Genomic DNA, 20,599 nt, shown 5'->3' on the forward strand with positions numbered 1-20,599 from the left:
GAGGAGGACGGATGACGCGCCCTCTCATGCACTCCGAAACTCTGCCTGATGTGCCGGGTCCGCGCCTCGCCTTTCTGAGCGGGCACGACACGCGCGTGGCGCGGGGCCCGATCCGTGCGCTGCCGCGCGGCGCCGCCACGAGCCTTGCCGCGCGGCTGGCGCCCGCCTTGGCGGACCTGCCGCAAGATGGGCTGATCGGCGGCGCGCTGCCGTTCGACAAGGCCGCCGAGGATTGCCTTTGGAGCGCGGCTTCGCAAGGTGGCAGCCAGCCCGTCGCCGCCGCGGTGCCGGCGGCTGGGGTGGTGCTCCGAGCGCAGCCTGCCGCCAGCGAGTATTCCGCAGCGGTCGCCGCCGCGCTCGACGAGATGAAAGGCTGCCCGTCGCTGAAAAAGGTGGTTCTGGCCCGCAGCCTGCTGTTGGAAAGCGAGCGGCCGATCGACCGCGCCGCGCTGCTGGCGCGGCTGGCCGGTGATCCGGCGGTCACCGCCTTCGATGTGGCGCTGCCGGACGGGCGGCATCTGGTTGGCGGCACGCCGGAGCTGTTGCTCGATAAACGCGGCGCGGGTGTGGTCTCACATCCCTTGGCGGGCTCGGCCCGGCGCAGCGCCGATCCGGCAAAGGACCGAGCCGCCGCCAACGCGCTGGCCGGGTCCGAGAAGGACAAGCGCGAGCACGCGCTGGTCGTCGAGTTCATTCTGGACACGCTGGCGCCGCTGTGCCGCACGCTGGGCAGCCCCGAGGGCACCCGCATCACCGCGACCGGCAGCATGTGGCACCTTGGCACGCGGATCGAAGGCCAGTTGCGCGATCCCGATCAGCCCGCGCCCGTTCTGGCCAGCCTGCTGCATCCCACCCCCGCCGTCTGCGGCCTGCCGCGCGATCCCGCCGCCGAGGTGATCCGCCGGCTCGAGCCGGTGGAGCGTGACTTTTACGCCGGGGCCGTCGGCTGGTGCGACGCGCGCGGCGACGGCGCGTGGCATGTTGCGATCCGCTGCGCTGAAATACACGAGAGCCGCGCACGCCTCTACGCCGGGGCAGGCATCGTCCCCGGCTCGGACCCTGAAAGCGAAACCCATGAGACCGGCGCCAAGTTCGGCGCCATGCTGAGCGCCTTCGGCCTTGCGCCGGACGCCGCCCTGACCCTGAAGGACTGACCCTATGGCCTTGCCCGGCATCGCCCCCTATGCGCTTCCCGCTGCCGCCGAACTGCCCGAGCCCCGCGCACCCTTTGCGCCCGAGCGGGACCGGCTGGCGCTGCTGGTGCATGACATGCAGCGGTATTTCTGCGCGCCCTATCCCGACGACACACCGCTGCGCTCGGCGGTGGCCAATATCGCGCGGCTGATCGCAGGGGCGCGGGCCGCGGGCATCCCGGTGTTCTACACGGCGCAGAAGGGCAACCAGTTCCGCCCCGATCGCGGCCTGCAGGCCGATCTCTGGGGGCCGGGCATGGCCGCGAAGCCCGAGCACGAGGAAATTCTGCCGGGTCTCGCGCCGGGGCCGGATGACATTGTTCTGGTCAAACACCGCTACAGCGCCTTCCAGCGGTCCAACCTCGAGACGTTGCTGCGCGCGCGCGGGCGTGACCAGTTGATGATCGCGGGCATCTACGCGCATATCGGCTGTCTGTGCACCGCGACAGAGGCCTTTCAGCGCGATATCGAACCCTTTGCCGTGGCTGATGCGCAGGCCGATTTCGACCGGGCCCGTCACGACATGGCGATGGGTTGGATCGCCGCGACTTGCGGCGTCGCCACCTCCACCGAACGGATGCTTGGGGTGATGACGGGCCGCGCCGAAGCCTGAGGGCACCGCCTGCCGGTGCCGCGTGACACGGCGGTAACGGCAGAGACCTGCCCATCGGGTTTGCCCCGCTCAGCAGAGCGCTTGCGCGGGGCTGAGGGAGTCTCTACCCTAGATTGCGTGGCGCAGGTGGCGTTTGCGCGCCACATCTCTAACAGCACTTGGTTTTTCAAATTACGACGCTGCCGCGAATTTTGCGGCCTTTTCTGCGCAAACCCGTCAGGCGCGCGACGCTGGCTTAGTTGCGGTGGTCAGGCCGCGCCTTGCCTCTTGCCTGCCCGAATTTCGGGTATGTGGCCGGTCCGGCGCCCGTGGCCCGATCGGAGCGACACGAGTTCAGCACCCGGTCCCCGTAGACCGCAGCCCGCTCATGCCTTTGTTGCCGCAGCACAGGCCGATGGTGGGCCCGCCTCGCCCGGAGCACGGCATGGCCCAGATTCTGCCCCTTGCCCTTGCGGCCACCGGCGCCCCGGTGGGCGCGGCGCTCTTTGGTGGCAACGTTCTGGCGCCGCGCGGCACGATGACCGGCGACGGCTCTTATGCCGAGGCGGTGGCGGAACTTGGGGTGACAGGACTGCGCTACCCCGGCGGATCGCTCACCGAGTACTACTTCGATCTGTCGCAGCCCGATGCGACCCTTGCCGCACATGCGATGACCGGGGCCGAGACGTCTTTCATCCCGCTCACCGAGTTCTTGGCCTACGCCGCCGACAGCGGTCACGCGGTGACGCTGGTATTGCCCACCCGCACGCAGCTTTCAGGCGCGATGGATGCCACCGGAAACCGCAGGCCGGAGATCGACGAAGAGGTGCTGCGCGACTTCGTGCATGATCTTGCGTCTGGCGTCTACGGCACGGCAGAGATCGCGGCGCTGGAGATCGGCAACGAATACTGGGGTTCTGGCGAGATGACGGCGGTGGAGTACGGCCGCCTCGCCGCTGAAATGGCCGTGATGATCTCAGACGAGCTGGCGCTGGTTGCCGAGGTGCATGGCGTCGACACGTCGGGCATCCGCGTGCTGGCGCAGATGGGGCAGAACTACGGCTTTTCGAACCTCTCGGACGGCTATGCGGGATGGCGGTCAGAGGACATCATCTCCGATCTGACTGCGGCCTATCCGCAGGCCGGGTTGAGTGAGGCCAACATTCGCGGCAACGGCGAGGTGAACTGGTCCGAGGTCACCAATGCGCTGGTGCAGATGGGCTTTGAGACCGAGGCGCAGCGCGAGGCGCTCGACGGGATCATCACCCATGTCTACGCCCGCGGCACCGAGGCCAGCCGCGCCTACACGCTGGACACCATCCAGAACACATGGCTGCAGGCCGAGGGGTTCGAGGAGCTAGAGATCCATGTCACCGAATGGAACCTCAAATCCACCGCGGGGCTGGACCGGGGGGCGGATTACGGTCTTTTTCAGGCGCAGGAGATGCTGCAGATCGTCGAGGAGTTCATCCTCGCCGGGGTCGAGCAGGCGCATGTCTGGCCGCTGATCCAGAACACGGCGAACGCGCTGTCGACCGGCTTCACCTTCGGCGCGCCCACGGTGCCGGGCGAGATGTTCGCGATGATGGCGCAGGCGCTGCCGGGTAAGACGCTGCTTGATTTCACGCCTGCCGAGGATGGCACCGAGGCCGATCTCGCGCCGGTGGGGGTACATGCCTTTGCCGGCGGTGGGGAGATGGTGCTCTACCTGATGTCCCAGAGCGACACGGCGAGGGTGTCCGATCTTGACCTCTCGGGGCTTGTCGGCGGCTTTGGCGCGATGGAGATCACCGTGCTGGGGGTCGCCGAAAGAGCCCCGGTTGGGGACACCGCTTCTGCACCTGCGCTGCATTCCCTTGAGGCGGAGGAGGTCTTTGCCGATGGCGTGCTGGAGGTGGACCTCGAGCCGCGCGAGATCATGCAGGTGGTGATCCGCGATCTGCAACCGAGCGAGGGGTTTGCGCCGGTGCTGGCGCAGATCGACGGATCGGACGCCGAGACCGCCGAGGCGGCGATCCCGCTGGACCTGATGCTGCCAGAGGTCGCCTTTGAAGAGGACCCAGAGGCGACGTCGTCTGAGACGGAGGGTGAAGACGACGACAGCGAAAGCGCCGATACCGGCGGCTGGGGTGGGCTCGGCATGATGCTGGCACTGCTGCCGCTTGCCGGGCTCTTTGGCTTCTGACCCGGGCCGTCGGCGTCCCCGCCGCCAAGCTTAACCGCGGGCGGCCTTGCGGCGCGCGGCGGGGCCGCAGCCAAAGCGGCGGCGGAAGGCACGGCTGAAAGGGCTGCGCTCGCCAAAGCCCGTGGCCTGCGCGATGGCGTCGATCCCGAGGCTTGACCGGCGTAGAATCTCGTCCGCCTTGTCCAGCCGCAGCCCGCGGTAGAAGGCCATCACGCTGTGTCCAAGTTGCGTCCGGCAAAGCCGCTCGAGTTGCCGCGCGCTGACGCCGCTCAGCTTGGCCAGATCGTCCAGCGTCAGCGGGTCGGCGATGTGACTGGTCATCAGATCGAGCATTGCCTCCAGCGCCGGATGCGTGACCCCGAGGCTGCGCGCCGGGCTCTGCTGCTGCGGCGCCTCGGCGCTGCGGATGCCGGTATGGATGAACCAGTCGCTGACCTCGCGCGCCAGATCGGCACCATGCTCGGCGGTGATCAGCGCGTGCATCATGTCGAGCGGGGCCATGCCGCCCGCGCAGGTATAGCGGTCGCGGTCAATGACGAAGAGACGGCGCTCGATCAGCGCCTCGGGATAGAGGCTGCGCATTTCGTCCACATGCATCCAGTGGATCGTGTAGCGGCGGTTCTGCATCACCCCGGCGGCGGCCAGCAGCGCCGCGCCGCCCGAAATGCCCCCCAGCGGCACGCCTTGCCGGTCGAGGCGGCGCAATGCGGCGAGGGTGGCAGGATCGGTCGCCTGCATCGGATCGCCGCCCGACACCACAAAGAGCAGATCGAGCCGGTCAGGGATGTCCGCAAGCGCCCGCGTCTCGAAACCGCCGAGCACCGAGCTGCGCAGCCAGCCGCCGTCGGCGGAAAGAAAGGTCAGCTCGTAAAGTTCCCGCCCGCTCAGGAGGTTGGCGGCGCGCAGCGGCTCTACCGCCGAAGCCGCGGACATCAGCGCGAAATCGGGGGTGAAGAGAAAACCGATGCGGCGGGTTGGGGACGTGTGGGGCATGTTGGGCACGGAATTTCGGGAATTATGTCCTGAAATGTCACAAATCCGGCTGGTGGGGAACGGGAATTCCTGCCCGCCGGTGCCATTCTGCGGCGCAACAAGGAGTGACGCGCATGAGATTCTCCGGCCTTCGCGTGATCAAAGAAGCCCTCACCGGTCATCGTGGCTGGAAGCCGCTCTGGCGCGATCCCGAGCCCAAGCCCGCCTATGACTTCGTCATCGTGGGCGGCGGCGGGCACGGGCTGGCCACCGCCTTTTACCTCGCCAAGACCTTCGGGCAGGCGAAGGTGGCAGTGCTGGAGAAGGGCTGGCTCGGTTCGGGCAACATTGGGCGCAACACCACGATTATCCGCTCCAACTACCTGCTGCCGGGCAATGAGCCCTTCTACGAGTTCTCGATGAAACTCTGGGAGACGCTGGAGCAGGAGACCAATTTCAACTCGATGGTCAGCCAGCGCGGGATCATTAACCTTTATCACTCCGACGGGCAGCGTGATGCCTACCGGCGGCGCGGCAACGCCATGCGGCTTGCCGGGGCGGATGCCGAGCTCTTGGGACCGGAAGATGTGCGGGCTCGGCTGCCGTATCTGAATTTCGACAACGCGCGCTTTCCGATCAAGGGTGGGCTGCTGCAGGCCCGCGCCGGGACCGCACGGCACGATGGTGTGGCTTGGGGCTATGCGCGCGGGGCTGATATGCGCGGCGTCGACATCATCCAGAACTGCGAGGTCACCGGGTTCCGTATCGAGGGCGGCGCGGTCAAGGGCGTCGAGACCTCTCGCGGCTACATCGGCGCGGGCAAGGTGGGCGTGGCGGTCGCGGGTTCGTCCAGCCGGGTGATGCAGATGGCCGGGATGCGCCTGCCGATCGAGAGCCACGTGCTGCAGGCCTTCGTGTCGGAGGGGCTGAAGCCGCTGATCGACACGGTGATCACCTTCGGCGCCGGGCATTTCTACATCAGCCAGTCCGACAAGGGAGGGTTGGTCTTCGGTGGCGACATCGACGGCTACAACTCCTACGCGCAGCGCGGCAATCTGCCGGTGGTCGAGGACGTGGTCGAGGGCGGCATGGCGCTGATGCCGATGATCGGCCGGGCGCGGCTGCTGCGCAGCTGGGGCGGCATCATGGACATGTCGATGGACGGCTCGCCGATCATCGACGCAACGCCGGTGGACGGGCTCTATCTCAACGCAGGCTGGTGCTATGGCGGCTTCAAGGCAACGCCGGCCTCGGGCTACGCCTTCGCACATCTGCTCGCCACCGGTCGTCCGCATGAGACCGCCGGGGCCTTCCGCCTCGACCGTTTCGCCCGCGGCCATCTGATCGACGAAAAGGGCGCAGGCGCCCAGCCGAACCTGCATTGAGGTGACACGATGCTGATCCCGCACCCCCTTCTTGGCCCGCGCGACGCGCAGGAGTTCACCTATCTTGGAGACGCCGCGCTGCTGGATCGCCCCTCGCCCGACGGAGAGGGCGCGGAAGCTGCCTTCTGCGAGTATGTCTTCCTGCGCGGCAACCCGGCGGGCGTGCACCGCGAGCTGTGGTTTCATGAGCAGGGCGACCGGTCTTGGCTGGTGGTGACCCGCAACACGCTGACACATGAAATCATCAAGGCCGAGCTGGCATCGGACGTGGCGCTGGCCCGGAAGGGATCCAAAGCATGACCCGTATCACCGGTGGCCTGATCGATCGCAGTCAGACGCTGACCTTCACCTTCAACGGCAAACGCTACACCGGCCATCCCGGCGACACGCTGGCCTCGGCTCTGCTGGCAAACGGCGTGCGCCTGATGGGCCGCAGCTTCAAGTACCACCGCCCGCGCGGGCCGGTTTCAGCAGGATCCGAAGAGCCCAACGCGCTTGTCACCCTGCGCACCGGCGCACGGGCCGAGCCCAACACCCGCGCCACCATCGCCGAGCTTTATGACGGGCTCACCGCGCGCAGCCAGAACCACGCCGGCCCGCTGGCGTGCGACGCGCTGGCAGTGAACGACCTGCTCTCGCCCTTCTTCGCAGCAGGGTTCTACTACAAGACCTTCATGTGGCCGCGCGCCTTCTGGGAGAAACTCTACGAGCCGATGATCCGCCGCGCCGCCGGCCTTGGTGCGCTCTCGGGCGAGGCTGACCCCGACGCCTATGACCGGGCCTACCTGCATTGCGATCTGCTGGTGATCGGGGCTGGAGCGGCAGGGCTTGCCGCGGCGCTTACAGCCGCCCGCGCGGGCGCGCAGGTGGTGCTGGCCGACGAGGATTTCCGCCTCGGTGGTCGCCTGCTGGCCGAGAGCGACGCGCTGGATGAGGCTCCCGCGACCGATTGGGTTTCTGCTGTCGAGGCCGAACTAAGTGCGCTGCCAAACGTGCGGATCCTCACCCGCACCACCGTCTTCGGTGCCTATGACCATGGCATCTTCGGTGCCGTCGAGCGCGTTGCCGACCACTTGCCCGAGCCGGGCGCGAAGGTTCGACAAACCCTCTGGCGGATCACCGCGAAGCGCTCCGTTCTGGCGGCGGGCGCGACGGAGCGGCACATCCCTTTCGCCAGCAACGACCGCCCCGGCATCATGCTGGCCGGGGCCATGCGCGCCTATGCCAACCGCTGGGCGGCCCTGCCGGTGGCCAAGCCGCAGGACCGTATCGCCATCTTCACCAACAATGACGATGGTCACCGCACTGCGCGCGATCTTGTTGCCAAAGGTGTCAGCGTTCTGGGGGTGATCGACTCGCGCGAGGATGCGCCGCGCCTCGGCGACTATCAACTGTTCGCCGGGGCGCAGGTCACCGGCACGCACGGGCGGCTTGGTCTTCGCTCGATCGAGATCACTCGGGACGGGCGCGCTGATTGGCTGGAATGCCATGCTCTCGGCGTTTCGGGGGGTTGGAATCCCAACGTGCACCTCGCCTCGCACCACCGCGGCCGCCCGGTGTGGAGCGAGGATCTGCTGGCTTTCGTGCCGGGCGAGGGCGGCCCGCAAGGCCTCATCCCCGCCGGGGCCTGCGCCGGGCAAGGGGCGACTGCCGCCGCGCTGGAGGGGGGCGCGCGGGCGGCGCAGAAAGCCCTGTCGGACCTCGGCATGAGCGCGGCGCTGCCTCGTCTGCCCGAGGCCGAAGACCGGCCCCTGCGCCAGACCGCCCTGTGGCATGTGCCGGGCAAGGCGCGCGCATGGGTGGATTTCCAGAATGATGTGACGGTCAAGGACATCGCCCTGGCCCACAAGGAGAACATGCGCCCGGTCGAGCACCTGAAACGCTGGACCACGCTCGGCATGGCCACCGATCAGGGCAAGACCGCCAATGTCACCGCGCTGGCCGTCATGGCCGAGCTGACCGGCAAGGCGATCCCCGACACCGGCACCACCATCTTTCGCCCGCCGTACACCGGCGTATCGCTCTCGGTGCTCGGCGGCGGTGACACGGGCAAGGACTTCCGCCCCACGCGGCTCACCCCGACGCATCACTGGGCCGAGGTGCAGGGCGCGGTGTTCACCGAGGTCGGCCCGTGGCTGCGCGCGCAGTACTTCCCGCGCCCCGGCGAAACACACTGGCGCGAAAGCGTCGACCGCGAGACGAAGGCCGTACGCAGCGCCGTCGGTCTCTGCGACGTGACCACTCTGGGCAAGATCGATGTGCAGGGGGCGGACGCAGGGGAGTTCCTGCACCGTATCTACGCCAACATGATGGGCACGCTGAAGGTCGGCAAGGTGCGCTACGGGCTGATGCTGCGCGAGGATGGGCATCTCTACGACGATGGCACCTGCGCGCGGCTGGCGGAGGATCACTACGTCGTCACCACGACCACCGGCAACGCCGGGCTGGTCTACCGCAATATGGAATTTGCCCGCCAATGTCTCTGGCCCGAACTGGACGTGCAGATCATCTCGACCACTGACGCTTGGGCGCAGATCGCCGTGGCCGGGCCGCGCTCGCGGGAACTGATGTCGCGGATCGTGGACGATTTTGATCTGTCGAACGAGGCTTTCCCCTTCATGGCCTGCGCATCACTAACCCTCTGCGGCGGCCTGCGCGCGCGGCTCTTTCGGATCTCCTTCTCTGGCGAGCTGGCCTATGAGATCGCCGTGCCCGCCCGCTACGGACACGCGCTGATGCAGCGGCTGATGGAGCGTGGGGCGGACCTCGGCGTCACGCCCTATGGCACCGAGGCGCTTGCTGTGCTGCGCATCGAGAAGGGCCATGCGGCGGGGGCCGAGCTAAACGGGCAGACCACCGCAGCGATGATCGGGCTGGGGATGATGGTGTCGAAGAAGAAGGATTCCATCGGCGCCGTCATGTCGCGGCGCGCGGGGCTGGCGGGCGATACCCGGCGGCTGGTCGGGCTGCAGCCGGTGGACCCCGAGACGAAGGTGGTGCCCGGTGCGCATCTCTTCACCAAGGGCGTCGCGCAGGACATGGCCCATGATCAGGGCTGGATCACCTCGGCCTGTTTTTCGCCGCACGTGGGCAGTTCCATCGGGCTCGGCTTTCTGCAGGGCGGCGACAGCCGGATCGGCGAGGTGATCATCGCCGCCAACCCGCTTGAAGACAGCAGCGCCGAGCTGCGCGTCGTGCCAGCCCATTTTGTTGACCCTGATGGAGAACGTCTGCGTGGCTGACCTCATCCCCCTCACGGCCCTCGGTGCCGAGGCGCCGCGCCGCGCGCGTTTCCTGGCGCTCACCCTCACCGAGCGCCCGGATATCGCGCTCGCCTCTCTCGCGTTGCGCAAGGGCAGCGCCGCGCCGACACCTTTCGATCTGGCGCTTCCCGGGCCGGGTGGTTTGACATCAAGCGGCGGACACGCGGCCTTCTGGACCGCGCCGGGCCAGTGGATGCTGATGGCCGAGGGGCGCGCCGAGGAAGATTTCGCTGCCGCGCTTCAGACCATCGTCGCAGGCTGCGCGGTGACCGAACAGACCGACGGTTGGGCTGCGTTCGAGATCACCGCCGAGGCGGCACTCACCGTCGAGCGGTTTGCAGAGCGGCTGGTGAACCTGCCCGCATGCGCGCTGGACCCCGGCTGCGGCACGCGCAGCATGCTGCATCATATGGCGGTTTTCCTGCTGCGCCCTTCCGACACCCGCCTGCTGATTTGGGGCATGCGCTCGACCGCGGGCAGCCTGTGGCACGCGCTGGAAACGGCGGCGTCGCGTTTCTCGGCGCCCTGAGGCGCGGAGGTTCCGCCAGCGACAGACTCGGCCCTGCCTCTGCCGGGATTATCTGGGCTGAAAAGAATGACAAGACCTGCGTGCCTGACGTGCGGACCGTCCCTCCGCCGCAGTCGACGTCAGGGCATGCGCATCCGGTCTCGCGTCATGCGCAATCTGCACTGGACCTCGCGCGGGTTGGGTCGCAAGGTTCCGTCAGCGGCGCTGAAGGCGCAGTTACCGGACGGATTCCATGGCAGATTTTCCCCGAACCAACCTTTGGCAAGCCAGCGCGGAGGAGCGATTTTCCGCCCTGCCGCTGGCCGAGGACCTGAGCGCCGAACTGATCATCGTCGGCGGCGGCTTCACCGGCTGCGCGGCGGCGCTGGAGGCCGCGCGGCGCGGGGCGAGCGTGGTGCTGCTCGAAGCGCATGGCATCGGGCACGGCGGCTCCGGCCGCAACGTCGGGCTGGTCAATGCCGGGCTCTGGCTGCCGCCCGATGCGATCATCGCACAGATGGGGCCCGAGGCAGGGGGGCGGCTGATCGAGGTTCTGGGACATGGGCCGGAGCGCGTGTTCGGTTTTATCGAACGCGAGGGCATCGCCTGCGAGGCGACGCGCGCGGGAACGCTGCATCTGGCGCATGCCGCCTCTGGCCTCTCCGATCTACAAAACCGGTTCCGACAGGGAAATCGCGTTGGTGCCCCGGTCCGCCTGCTGGATGCGGAGGAGACGGCGCAGCGCACCGGCTCTGCCGAGTTCCACGGCGCGCTGCTCGATCCGCGCGCCGGGACCGTGCAGCCGCTGTCTTACTGCCGTGGCCTTGCGCGGGCGGCGCGCGAAGCCGGGGCGCGGATTTTCGTGGGTGCGCCGGTCAGCGAGGTCCGTCGCAGTGGCGCGGGCTGGGAAGTGGTTTGCAACGGTCAGCGCGTGCGCGGCGCGCGGCTGCTGATGGCCACCAACGCCTATCACGAAGGGCTGGCTGGGGCGTTCCAGCCGAGCTTCGTCACCGTCAGCTACAGCCAGTTCGCCACCGTGCCGCTGCCTGAGGCGCAGCGCGCCAAGGTGTTGGCTGGCGGAGAGGGTTGCTGGGATACGGCGCTGGTCATGTCCTCGTTCCGCATCGACCGCGCGGGCCGGCTGATCCTTGGCGGCATGGGCAATGCCGAGGGGCCAGCGCGGGCGATCCATGGGGACTGGGCGCGGCGCAAGTTGCGGCGGGTGCTCCCTGAGCTGGCGGATATCGCGTTTGAACACGCATGGCAGGGGCGCATCGCGATGACCCGCGACCACGTGCCGAAGATCGTGCGCTTCGGCCCTTCGGCGCTGTCGGTCTTCGGCTACTCGGGGCGCGGGGTCGCGCCGGGCACCGTCTTTGGCACCGCCGCCGCAAATGCGCTGCTGGACGGTGAGGATACTGGCCTGCCGGTCGCGCCGCTTGAGGCGTATGGCGAAAGGTTCACCGGCGTTCTGGGCGGGTATTACGAGGCTGGCGCGGCGCTGACGCATGCGCTCAAGCCGGGACTGCTAGGGTAGGGAAGGCGCCCGACAGGGTCGGCGCGCCCACCCTGAGAACGCCTCAGTCGATGTCGAATACCACGCCTTGCGCCAGCGGCAGCTCGCTGGAGTAGTTGATCGTGTTGGTGGCCCGGCGCATGTAGGCGCGCCATGCGTCCGAGCCGCTTTCGCGTCCGCCGCCGGTCTCCTTTTCGCCGCCGAAGGCCCCGCCGATCTCTGCGCCGGAGGTGCCGATGTTGACGTTGGCGATGCCGCAGTCAGAGCCGCGCGCCGAAAGGAAGCTCTCCATTTCGCGCAGATCGGTGGTGAAGATCGACGAGCTGAGCCCGCCGCCGACGGCGTTGTGCTGTTCCAGAACCTCGTCGAAGTCTCTGTATTTCATCACGTAGAGAATTGGGGCGAAGGTCTCGCGCAGCACTGGGCCGGCTTGTTCAGGCATCTCGACCAGCGCGGGTTTGACGTAATAGGCGGCCTCGCCCTCGACCGCCTCGCGTTGCCCGCCTTGCACGGTTCCGCCAAGCTCTGCCGCTTCCTTCAGCGCCGCCTGCATGCCATCGAAGGCGGCTTTGTCGATCAGCGGACCGACCAGCGCGTCGCTCTCCAGCGGGTTGCCGACGGTGACGCTGGCATAGGCCTTGCGCAGCGCGGGCACGAGTTGGTCGTAGATGCTTTTGTGCACGAAGAGCCGGCGCATGGTGGTGCAGCGCTGGCCCGCGGTGCCCATGGCGCCAAAGGCGATGGCGCGCAGGGCCATGTCCATGTCGGCGGAGGGGCAGACGATGCCAGCGTTGTTGCCACCCAATTCGAGGATGCATTTGCCGAAACGCGCCGCCACCTTCGGCCCGACGATGCGGCCCATGCGGGTCGAGCCGGTGGCCGAGATCAGAGCGACCCTCTCGCTTTCCACCAGCGCCGCGCCCAGTTCAGGCCCGCCGACCAGCACTTGGCTGAGCCCTTCGGGCGCGTCGCCGAAACGGGCGATGGCACGCTCCAGCACCGCCTGACAGGCGAGGGCGGTGAGCGGCGTCTTCTCGGAGGGTTTCCAGAGCACTGGATCGCCGCAGACCAGCGCCAGCGCGGCGTTCCAGCACCACGGCGCGCAGGGGAAGTTGAAGGCGGTGATGATGCCGACGACGCCCAGCGGGTGCCATGTCTCCATCATGCGGTGGCCGGGGCGCTCGGTGGCGATGGTGAGACCGTAGAGCTGGCGCGACAGGCCGACGGCGAAATCGCAGATGTCGATCATCTCCTGCACCTCGCCGAGCCCCTCGGAGGGGGATTTACCCGCCTCGATCGAGACCATACGGCCCAGATCCTCTTTCGACCTGCGCAGTTCCTCCGCGAAGAGGCGCACCAGTTCGCCCCGGCGCGGCGCAGGGACCATGCGCCAGTTGCGGAAGGCGGTGGCGGCGGCATCAATCGCGGCGGTGGCGTCCTCGGCGGAGTGAGGGGCGAGTTGCGCGACGGTCTCGCCGCTTATTGGGGAGACGACCTGCATGCCCTCGGCGGCGTCCAGCGCGGCGGTGACACCGCAGCGCTCAAGGGTTTCGGCGGTGAGAACGGGCAGCGGTTTGCTCAGCATCAAGGTGGCTCCTGCGCTTGGGTCTTTGACGGTTTTGCTCGCGCGCAGAATACCAGCGGAATGCCTTGGACCCATAACGCCAAGTCCGGCTGACCTCATGCGGGTTTGGCATGGTCCTTAGCCGGGGCGGGGCCTATCGTGCGCCGCAGAGTACCAAGAGGACCCGCCGTGCCCCTGCAAAGACGCCTGCTTCCCGACATGAAGGTGCTGCAGACCTTCGAGCTTGCCGCGCGGCACGGCAATTTCACCCGCGCGGGCGAGGAACTGGCGCTGACGCAGAGCGCCGTCAGCCGCCATGTGCGCGAACTGGAAGAGCAGATCGGCAAGCCGCTGTTCGAGCGGCTGCGGGGCCGGGTGGTTCTGACGCGCGCGGGCACTGAACTGTTGCCCGAGGTGCAGCGCCTGCTGCGCATGGCCGAAAGCACGATGCGCCATGCCACCGCCGGGTTGCAGGGCGACAGCCTGCTGGCGATCAACGCGCCGCCGACCTTCGCGACACGCTGGCTGATGCCGCGCTTGCCGGCGTTCCTGGCGGCACATCCGCAGGTGCGCATGGATGTGGGCACCACCACCGGGGTGTTCGATCTGGACACTCGCCAGTGCGACCTTGCCCTGCATTTCGGCCAGCCGCTCTGGCCCGGCGGGCAGTGCCGTTACCTGTGCAGCGAGATCGTGCTGCCGGTGGCCGGGGGTGCGCTGCGCGATGTGTCAATCTCCGCGCCCGAGGATCTGCTGGCGCAGCCGCGGCTGCACATCACCCAGCGCGCGACCATGTGGGGCGAGTGGTTCGCCCGGCAGGGCGTCTCGGTGGACGATGCGCAAGGCGGCCATTGGTTTGACGAGTTCGCGCTGAGCATCGAGGCGGTCAAGGCGGGTCTGGGGGTTGCGCTGCTGCCGCGCTACCTGATCGAAGCCGAGCTTGCGCGGGGCGAGCTGACGGTGGCGTTGGACGAGCCGCATGGCACCGATCTGGCTTGGTATATCGTCACCCCCGAGGGCCGCGGCGACAAGGCCGAGGCGTTCTCCGACTGGCTGCTTGGTCAGGTGTCTTTCAGGCCGCTGGACGGGTGACAAAGTCAGCTATGCGCTCAGGGCAGGGCGGGTCTTCTCTTTCGGAAGTTGTTTCGAAGCGGTTCGAATGGCATCTTCTTCCCATCGACGCCACGCTGCGACGATCGAGTTTTCTAGAGGCTCTCTCCTCCTCCCTGAGCCTCAGAAATCGGCGGCGACCCTTCTCCTCCTCCCTAGGGTCGCCGCCACACTCACCTCTCCCAGATCAAACAACGCGCCTGACACCGCACGCTGCGGTCGTCACGTGGTCATTCGTGCCGGCGTAGGCATGTCTGCGGCCTTGCGCTGCGCCACTGCGTTTTCTTGCGCGCTGCTAATTTATAAAATATAAATCATTGCGAAAGCGAGGCTCTGATGGCGACCGGCACTGTGCAGACAGATCGACTCCGATTCAAAGACCCTCTGCTGCGGGCCGCGGCCGATGGTTTCTGTGTGCCGAAACCTGCCTTGGGCGCCGCGCAGCTTGGCGCCATCCTGCAGGACGGCTGGGGGCTTGAGGGGCGGTTGACCGACCTTGGCGGCGAGCGCGACAGCAACACGCTGGTCGAGACCGGAGATGGGGCGCGCTACGTGCTGAAGGTCTTCAGTTCTGAGGACAGCGCGGATGTCCGGCTGCTGCAACATCGTGCCATGCGCCACCTTGCCCAGCACAGCCCGGTGCCGACGCCCAAGCTCTACTCGACCCGCGCCGGTAAGCTCGAACAGGTCGTCCAGACTGATGCGGAGGCGCCGCTGCACGCGGCCCTGATCGACATGATGCAGGGCAGCGCGCCGCGTCCAGATGGCAGCGCTGCGCAGATGGCGATGATCGGGCGCGGCATTGGCGCATTGCAAAGCGGCCTTGGCGGGTTCGAAGACAGGGCGGCGCGGCGGGTTCTGCTGTGGGATCAGATGAACGTGCTGCGCCTGCGTGAACTGGCGGTGCTGATCAAAGATGCCGCGCTTCGGACGCGGGTGCTGCGGGCGATGGAGTATCTCGAGGGCCGGATGGAGGCACTGCTGGCGCTGCCTTCGGCGATCATCCACAATGACCTCAGCCCGAGCAATATGCTCGTCGATCCGGCTGATCCGTTGCGGCTAACAGCGGTCTTCGATTTCGGCGATCTGGTCGCGGCGCCGCTGATCAACGACATCGCCATTGCCGCAAGCTATTTCATCCGCCCGCAGGCACCGCTCGCTCCGCAGTTGGCGCATTTTGCGTCCGGTTACGAAGAGTGGCGACGGCTCTGTGAGGCGGAACTGGAGGCGCTGCCGGATGCAATTCTGTCCCGGCTGCTGTTGCGGCTCATCATCCCGCTTTGGCGAAGCGCGCTGTTTCCGGCCAACCGAAGCTACCTGCTGCGTCATTTCGAGGCCGCGCTGGCGCTGGCCGAGCCCTTGCTGCCGCCGGCATCGGGGCCGAACCAGCCGCCTCTGCGCTTTGCCCGTTCCGATCTGAAAGGGGTCTGACATGACCGATCTCGCCGCCCGCCGCGCCCGCACGCTGGGCCCCGCTTACCGCCACTTCTACGACGCGCCGCTCTATCCGGTGCGCGGGCAGGGGGTGGAGCTTTGGGACGGCGAGGGGCGGCGCTTTCTTGATGCCTACAACAACGTGCCGTCGGTCGGGCATTGCCACCCGCGGGTGACCGAGGCGCTGGCCGGGCAGGCGGCGGAGCTCAACACCCACACCCGCTACCTGCACGAGACGGTGGTGCGCTACGGCGAGCGGCTGACGGCGCTGTTCGATCCCTCGCTGTCGCAGGTCATGTTCACCTGTACCGGCAGCGAGGCCAATGATCTGGCGCTGCGGCTGGTGCGGGCGGTGACCGGGCGCAGCGGGATCATAGTGACCTCGAACGCCTACCACGGCGTGACGCTGGCGCTGGCCGAAATGTCGCCCTCGCTGGGGGCCCACAACCCCTTGGGTGCCCATGTGCGCACCGTCTCGCCGCCGATCGGCCCCGAAAGCGGGGCGCGCTTTGCCAAGGAGGTGCGCGGCGCGATCGCGTCGCTTGAGCAGGCTGGGTTCGAGGCCGGGGCGCTGCTGTTCGACACGGCCTTCGCCTCCGACGGGCTGCGGCTCGATCCGCCGGGGTGCATTGCCGGGGCGATTGCCGAGATCCGTGCGGCCGGGGGCTTGTGGATCGCCGACGAGGTGCAGGCAGGTCTTGGCCGCGTGGGCGCGCATATGTGGGCGTACGAGCGGCACGGGGTGGTGCCGGACATTGTCACGCTGGGCAAACCTCTGGGCGCGGGCCATCCCATCGCCGCGATGGTGACACGCCCTGACCTGCTCGCCGAGTTCGGACGAAAGACCCGGTATTTCAACACCTTTGGCGGCAACCCTGTGTCGGCGGCGGTGGGTCTTGCGGTGCTCGACGTGATCGAGGACGAGGGGCTGATGCAGAATGCCGCCAGCACGGGCACGCTGTTGCGCGAGGGGCTTGAGGGGCTGGCCAAGGCTCACCCCGGAGTGGTGGCCGATGTGCGCGGCACCGGGCTTTATGCGGCGCTGGAACTGCGCGGCGCGCCGCTGGCCGCTGGTCAGGGCATCGCTTGGCTGACCAACGAGATGCGCCGCCGCGGCATCCTGCTGGGCAGCTGCGGTGCGCATGGCGAGGCGCTGAAAATCCGCCCGCCTCTGCCGTTCGGGCCCGAGCACGTCGAGGAGCTTGTCGCGGCGCTGGATGCGGCCCTGTGCCACGACACGCTCGTGCAGACATTGCAAACGCCCACGCAGCCCGCCTGAGGGGAGGGTGACCGCCTTGACCACGCCGACCCCGATCAAACCGATCGTCTCGGGCAGCCTGTCAGCGCGCGCCTATGAGGCATTGCGCCAAGGGCTCATCGACGGCGCATTTCAACCTGGCCAGCGGCTGATCTTGCAGGAGCTGGCCGATCATTTTGGCACGTCGATCACGCCGGCTCGCGAGGCGGCGATGCGGCTGGTAAGCGAGGGCGGGCTGGAACTGCGCTCGGGGCGGTTTCTGCATGTGCCGGGGATGGACCGCGACCGGTATCTGGAGGTGCGCGCCATGCGCATCGAGCTTGAAGGGCTCGCCGCGCGCATGGCCGCGACCCGCTGCTCTCGGGCCGACCTTGCCGAACTGCGCGCCATCCAAGACCGCTACGCGGCGTCCGACACGCCCGAGCGGACCGCCGAGGCTGCACGGCTCAATCGTCAGTTTCACGCAGGGGTCTACAAGCTCTCGCGCATGCCGCTGCTGATCGGCCACATCGAGCAACTCTGGGTCGCTATGGGTCCGATGCTCAACGTCTTTTACGAACTGTCCGGGAGGCGCTATTTTGGCGCCGAGGTGCATGAGGCGGTGCTGGCGGCGCTTGCTGCGGGGGACGGTGCTGCGGCAGAGAAGCAGATCCAGACCGACATCGACAATGGCACCGCAAGTTTCCTACAGCATTTCGACCGGATCGACGAAGGCGGCTGATCCTCCGCGAAGACCTCCGCACTGCGGGACTGTGTGCGCTACTTGAAGCGCGACTCCCATTTCCTGCGACGGTAGGAATGCCGGCCGGTTTCCTCCATCATCTTTTCGCGGAAGACCTCGGCCGGGGTCCTCCATCCGAGGCATTTGCGGGGCGTGTTGTTGAGTTGGTCGCAGAGTTACTTCAGTTCGAGCTCTGTCATGGCAGCGACGTCACGCTGCCTTGGAAGCCAGCGCCGGAGCCGGCGGTTGGTGTTCAGGGCAGTACCTTTCTACTAGGGCGAGGAGGGGTCGCAGAACCACGTCTGAGTTCCGAGCCGGGCCTGCAGGTGCGGCCATGACACGAACTCCGTACCGCGGTCGAAGGTGATGGACCTGCGGCCCGCCACGGGCAGATCCCGCACCGCTTTCACGATCTTGTCCCTCTCGGCAGATTGCTTCGCAATCGCCTGCCGGGCAATGCATGACCGGTTTGGTGCGCCTGTTCGCGTTCTTGAGCAACACGGCGAAGCGGCTGACACGTTCGACGAGAGAGGTCACGTTGGCCTGGCCAAGCGATTGTTTGAACGCCATCAAATCTCCCTCCCAATTGCCGAATTCCCTGCGGTGTGCGACGTCGTCCGGGCGGAACAGGATACTGACATCACGGTCGAATTTTGGCGCGCGGCGCTTGCGGGCTCGGCGCGGACGACGAGCCCTGCGGTGCTCGGGCAGGTACCACCAGAGCTCCTGCGCCATGCCTTCCTTCGAGGAGATGTACCGGTAGATGGTCTCCTGGCAGACCCGGAGCGTCCCACCTTCGTGGATCAACCGGTTGCCGATCTGCTCGGGGGTCCCGTCGACCGGCAGGCGCATGCGCAGCATGCTGCCGAGAGGGGGCCGTTCTTGATCCGCTCGACGACCTGATTTCGAAGCTGCGGATGCCGGATCAGCTTGCGCTGGCGGGCGCGCCGATCGGTGGCCTGCCGATGCGCAGCGGCGCCATAGTCGCCATCATAGCCCGGCAGGCACTCATCGCTGAACCAGTTCCGCTTGATCTCGCGGTAAATGGTGGCTTTCGAGCGCTGCAGCACGCACGCCATCTCCCGGACGGGGACCTTTGCCAGCTTCCAGCGTTCGATCTGGACACGTTCCTTGGCGCTCAGTTGCGCGTAAACCGCTCCCATGGCAGACCCTCTCCATTAGATAACCATCTGTTTTCTGATGGGAGTCGCGCTTGAGGGTAGCGCGCACCACCGCTTTACCCTTGTTGCAACCAAGTTGAAATGTCCTCGGGTGCGCAAAGCAGAAATGTCTCGCTGAGGGTGGAGAAGCATGGCCGGGCAGGGCGAAGACCCCACATATTGCAGCCCTGATCGGCCATGCGTTCAGAGCCGGAGCTTGCGGCGCTCCTTTGCGCTGTAGAAGGCACGGAAACCTTGCTCGTCGAGGAGCTTCGCGAAGGCGCGCCAGGCAAGGCCGTCGGCGAAATATGGAGGGTTGTCCAAGATCGTCAGCGTCCCGAAGGCGTTCTCCACTGACAGGATCCACGAAGGATCGTCTGAGGTTCGGTAAATCTCCACGGTGAAGCGGTGGCCGTCGATCACCACGTCCTGCGTCAGGTTCGAGAAGATGATCTCCGGCTCTGTATTGCCTGCCATGTGCCTGCCTCGCTCATTCGCTCACTCACGCGCTCGCGGCGGAGGTTAGCATCGCGGCGACGCGGCGACAGCGTCATTCCGGGGGGGCTGCGGCCCGCGCCTTTGCCTGGCGCGCTGCCAGCGAGTTCCAGCCGTCGTTGCGGCGACCTGTCGGCTCGTAGCGGGTCCGCTGCTTGCCGGCCCGCCGCTTCTTCGGAGGCGCCTTGTCCTGCTCGGCCTTGATGTATTCCAGCACCGCGCTCAGATGCTTGTTCTCGGTGATCGCGGCATGGCTGACACGCTGGTCTTTGTCGAACACGGAGTAGGGCTGCGACACGCCTTTCCAGCGGACCTCGAACCGGCCATCGGGGAACTCGTAGGTGTTAGGTGTCGACTGAATAGCCCCGTGTATCGTGGACGCCTTCTTCGCTAATTTTGAGGCAAGGAGGCCATGATGAGCAGCAGCAAGTTCAGCGATGAGTTCAAGCAGGACGCGGTCGCGCAGATCACCGAGCGGGGCTACCCGGTCAGGGAAGTGTCGGAGCGTTTGGGGGTCAGCGCGTATTCGCTCTACGCCTGGAAGAAGAAGTTCACGAAGGCGTCCTCGGGAGAGGCGGAGAAAGACGCCGAGATCCGGCGTCTGAAGAAGGAGCTGGCGCGGGTTTCGGAGGAGCGTGACATCCTAAAAAAGGGCGAGGCTAGTCCGCCATTGGTCCGAGGACAATGCCGAGCGCGTATTTCGCCAGGGATGCAAAGTGAGTGGAGCCATTGAGGCGCCATTGGTTCGAGCCCAATGGCGACGGCGTTCGTGGCCGAGCATCGCGGGCAGTTCTCCGTTAGGGCGATGTGCCGGTGTCTGCGCATCCAACCGAGCGGCTTCTATGCGTGGGTGAAGGCCCCGCTCAGCAAGCGCGCCCAGGAAGACGCTCGTCAGACCGAACTGCTGAAGGAGGCCTGGGTCGAAAGCGGCAAGGTCTATGGGCACCGCAAGCTTCACGACGATCTTCTCGATCAGGGCGAAAGCGCTTGTCTGAACCGTGTTGCGCGCCTGACCAGGCTGGCCGGGACACGGCACAGATCGGCTACAAGCGCCGCCCCGGGAAGTATGGCGGCAAACCCTCGGTCGTGGTCGACAACACCTTGGATCGGCAGTTCGACGTGGAGGCTCCGGACAAGGTCTGGGTGACCGATATCACTCGGAGTAATTGATCCCCCGCGCTCTCTGGCGGTTCTCTGGAACCACGGAAGAGGAGAGTGGAAATGGAACGATACTATGTCGGAC

The 20,599-nt window shown here is 67.0% G+C and carries 16 protein-coding genes and 2 pseudogenes; 13 read left to right on the forward strand and 5 right to left on the reverse strand.

Annotated features, from left to right (window positions below; genetic code table 11):
• Positions 1 to 11 precede the first annotated feature (11 nt).
• From ACXAJT_RS17290 to ACXAJT_RS17300, 3 genes are all read left to right on the forward strand, one after another.
• Positions 12 to 1,154: an isochorismate synthase gene (locus ACXAJT_RS17290; protein WP_475237248.1), complete on the forward strand. Its 1,143-nt coding sequence runs from the start codon at positions 12 to 14 to the stop codon at positions 1,152 to 1,154.
• Between the two features lie 4 nt (positions 1,155 to 1,158).
• A complete protein-coding gene (locus tag ACXAJT_RS17295) occupies positions 1,159 to 1,806 on the forward strand; it encodes an isochorismatase family protein (protein ID WP_475237249.1) in 648 nt (215 codons plus the stop codon).
• 424 nt (positions 1,807 to 2,230) lie between these two features.
• Positions 2,231 to 3,970 carry a hypothetical protein gene (locus tag ACXAJT_RS17300; RefSeq protein ID WP_475237250.1) on the forward strand — a complete coding sequence of 580 codons (1,740 nt, stop codon included), beginning with the start codon at positions 2,231 to 2,233 and terminating at the stop codon, positions 3,968 to 3,970.
• Positions 3,971 to 4,000: 30 nt separating this feature from the next.
• On the opposite strand, the gene ACXAJT_RS17305 is transcribed toward ACXAJT_RS17300, so the two are convergent.
• Entirely contained in the window at positions 4,001 to 4,963 is a 963-nt protein-coding gene (locus ACXAJT_RS17305; protein WP_475237252.1) for a GlxA family transcriptional regulator, read from the reverse strand.
• A gap of 113 nt (positions 4,964 to 5,076) precedes the next feature.
• Between ACXAJT_RS17305 and ACXAJT_RS17310 the strand changes: the two genes are divergently transcribed.
• The 5 genes from ACXAJT_RS17310 (at position 5,077) to ACXAJT_RS17330 (ending at position 11,635) form a co-directional block, all read left to right on the forward strand.
• A complete protein-coding gene (locus ACXAJT_RS17310) occupies positions 5,077 to 6,327 on the forward strand; it encodes a sarcosine oxidase subunit beta family protein (protein ID WP_475237253.1) in 1,251 nt (416 codons plus the stop codon).
• Positions 6,328 to 6,336: 9 nt separating this feature from the next.
• The gene (locus ACXAJT_RS17315) at positions 6,337 to 6,627 is read left to right on the forward strand and encodes a sarcosine oxidase subunit delta (RefSeq protein WP_475237254.1); all 291 of its coding nucleotides are present in this window, start codon (positions 6,337 to 6,339) and stop codon (positions 6,625 to 6,627) included.
• Complete coding sequence (locus ACXAJT_RS17320) at positions 6,624 to 9,569, forward strand: sarcosine oxidase subunit alpha family protein (protein ID WP_475237255.1); 2,946 nt, start codon at positions 6,624 to 6,626, stop codon at positions 9,567 to 9,569. Before ACXAJT_RS17315 ends, ACXAJT_RS17320 begins: the two co-directional genes overlap by 4 nt.
• A complete protein-coding gene (locus ACXAJT_RS17325; protein ID WP_475237257.1) occupies positions 9,562 to 10,119 on the forward strand; it encodes a sarcosine oxidase subunit gamma in 558 nt (185 codons plus the stop codon). Before ACXAJT_RS17320 ends, ACXAJT_RS17325 begins: the two co-directional genes overlap by 8 nt.
• Positions 10,120 to 10,351: 232 nt before the next feature.
• The gene (locus ACXAJT_RS17330) at positions 10,352 to 11,635 is read left to right on the forward strand and encodes an NAD(P)/FAD-dependent oxidoreductase (protein WP_475237258.1); all 1,284 of its coding nucleotides are present in this window, start codon (positions 10,352 to 10,354) and stop codon (positions 11,633 to 11,635) included.
• 43 nt (positions 11,636 to 11,678) lie between these two features.
• On the opposite strand, the gene amaB is transcribed toward ACXAJT_RS17330, so the two are convergent.
• Positions 11,679 to 13,199, reverse strand: coding sequence for an L-piperidine-6-carboxylate dehydrogenase (gene amaB / locus ACXAJT_RS17335; RefSeq protein WP_475237259.1), 1,521 nt, complete (start codon positions 13,197 to 13,199; stop codon positions 11,679 to 11,681).
• Between the two features lie 168 nt (positions 13,200 to 13,367).
• On the opposite strand from amaB, the gene ACXAJT_RS17340 reads away from it, so the two are divergent.
• The 4 genes from ACXAJT_RS17340 (at position 13,368) to ACXAJT_RS17355 (ending at position 17,701) form a co-directional block, all read left to right on the forward strand.
• Complete coding sequence (locus ACXAJT_RS17340; protein ID WP_475237260.1) at positions 13,368 to 14,270, forward strand: LysR family transcriptional regulator; 903 nt, start codon at positions 13,368 to 13,370, stop codon at positions 14,268 to 14,270.
• A gap of 432 nt (positions 14,271 to 14,702) precedes the next feature.
• Positions 14,703 to 15,719, forward strand: a complete 1,017-nt coding sequence (locus tag ACXAJT_RS17345; RefSeq protein WP_475237261.1) for a phosphotransferase — start codon at positions 14,703 to 14,705, stop codon at positions 15,717 to 15,719.
• A gap of 1 nt (position 15,720) precedes the next feature.
• On the forward strand, positions 15,721 to 17,001 hold the full coding sequence (locus tag ACXAJT_RS17350; RefSeq protein WP_475237262.1) for an aspartate aminotransferase family protein: 1,281 nt from the start codon (positions 15,721 to 15,723) through the stop codon (positions 16,999 to 17,001).
• 16 nt (positions 17,002 to 17,017) lie between these two features.
• Positions 17,018 to 17,701 (forward strand): GntR family transcriptional regulator, encoded by a 684-nt coding sequence (locus tag ACXAJT_RS17355; RefSeq protein ID WP_475237263.1) that lies wholly within the window; start codon positions 17,018 to 17,020, stop codon positions 17,699 to 17,701.
• Between the two features lie 38 nt (positions 17,702 to 17,739).
• Here ACXAJT_RS17355 and ACXAJT_RS17360 read toward each other — a convergent pair.
• From ACXAJT_RS17360 to ACXAJT_RS17370, 3 genes and pseudogenes are all read right to left on the reverse strand, one after another.
• Positions 17,740 to 18,864, reverse strand: a pseudogene (locus tag ACXAJT_RS17360) (IS30 family transposase).
• A 201-nt stretch (positions 18,865 to 19,065) separates the two neighbouring features.
• Positions 19,066 to 19,338: a hypothetical protein gene (locus tag ACXAJT_RS17365; RefSeq protein ID WP_475237264.1), complete on the reverse strand. Its 273-nt coding sequence runs from the start codon at positions 19,336 to 19,338 to the stop codon at positions 19,066 to 19,068.
• Between the two features lie 73 nt (positions 19,339 to 19,411).
• Entirely contained in the window at positions 19,412 to 19,636 is a 225-nt protein-coding gene (locus ACXAJT_RS17370) for a hypothetical protein (RefSeq protein WP_475237265.1), read from the reverse strand.
• A gap of 132 nt (positions 19,637 to 19,768) precedes the next feature.
• Between ACXAJT_RS17370 and ACXAJT_RS17375 the strand changes: the two are divergent.
• Positions 19,769 to 20,514, forward strand: a pseudogene (locus ACXAJT_RS17375) (IS3 family transposase); the annotation flags it as partial.
• Positions 20,515 to 20,599 lie beyond the last annotated feature (85 nt).

This window comes from Salipiger sp. ABF4_146, from assembly GCF_056161345.1.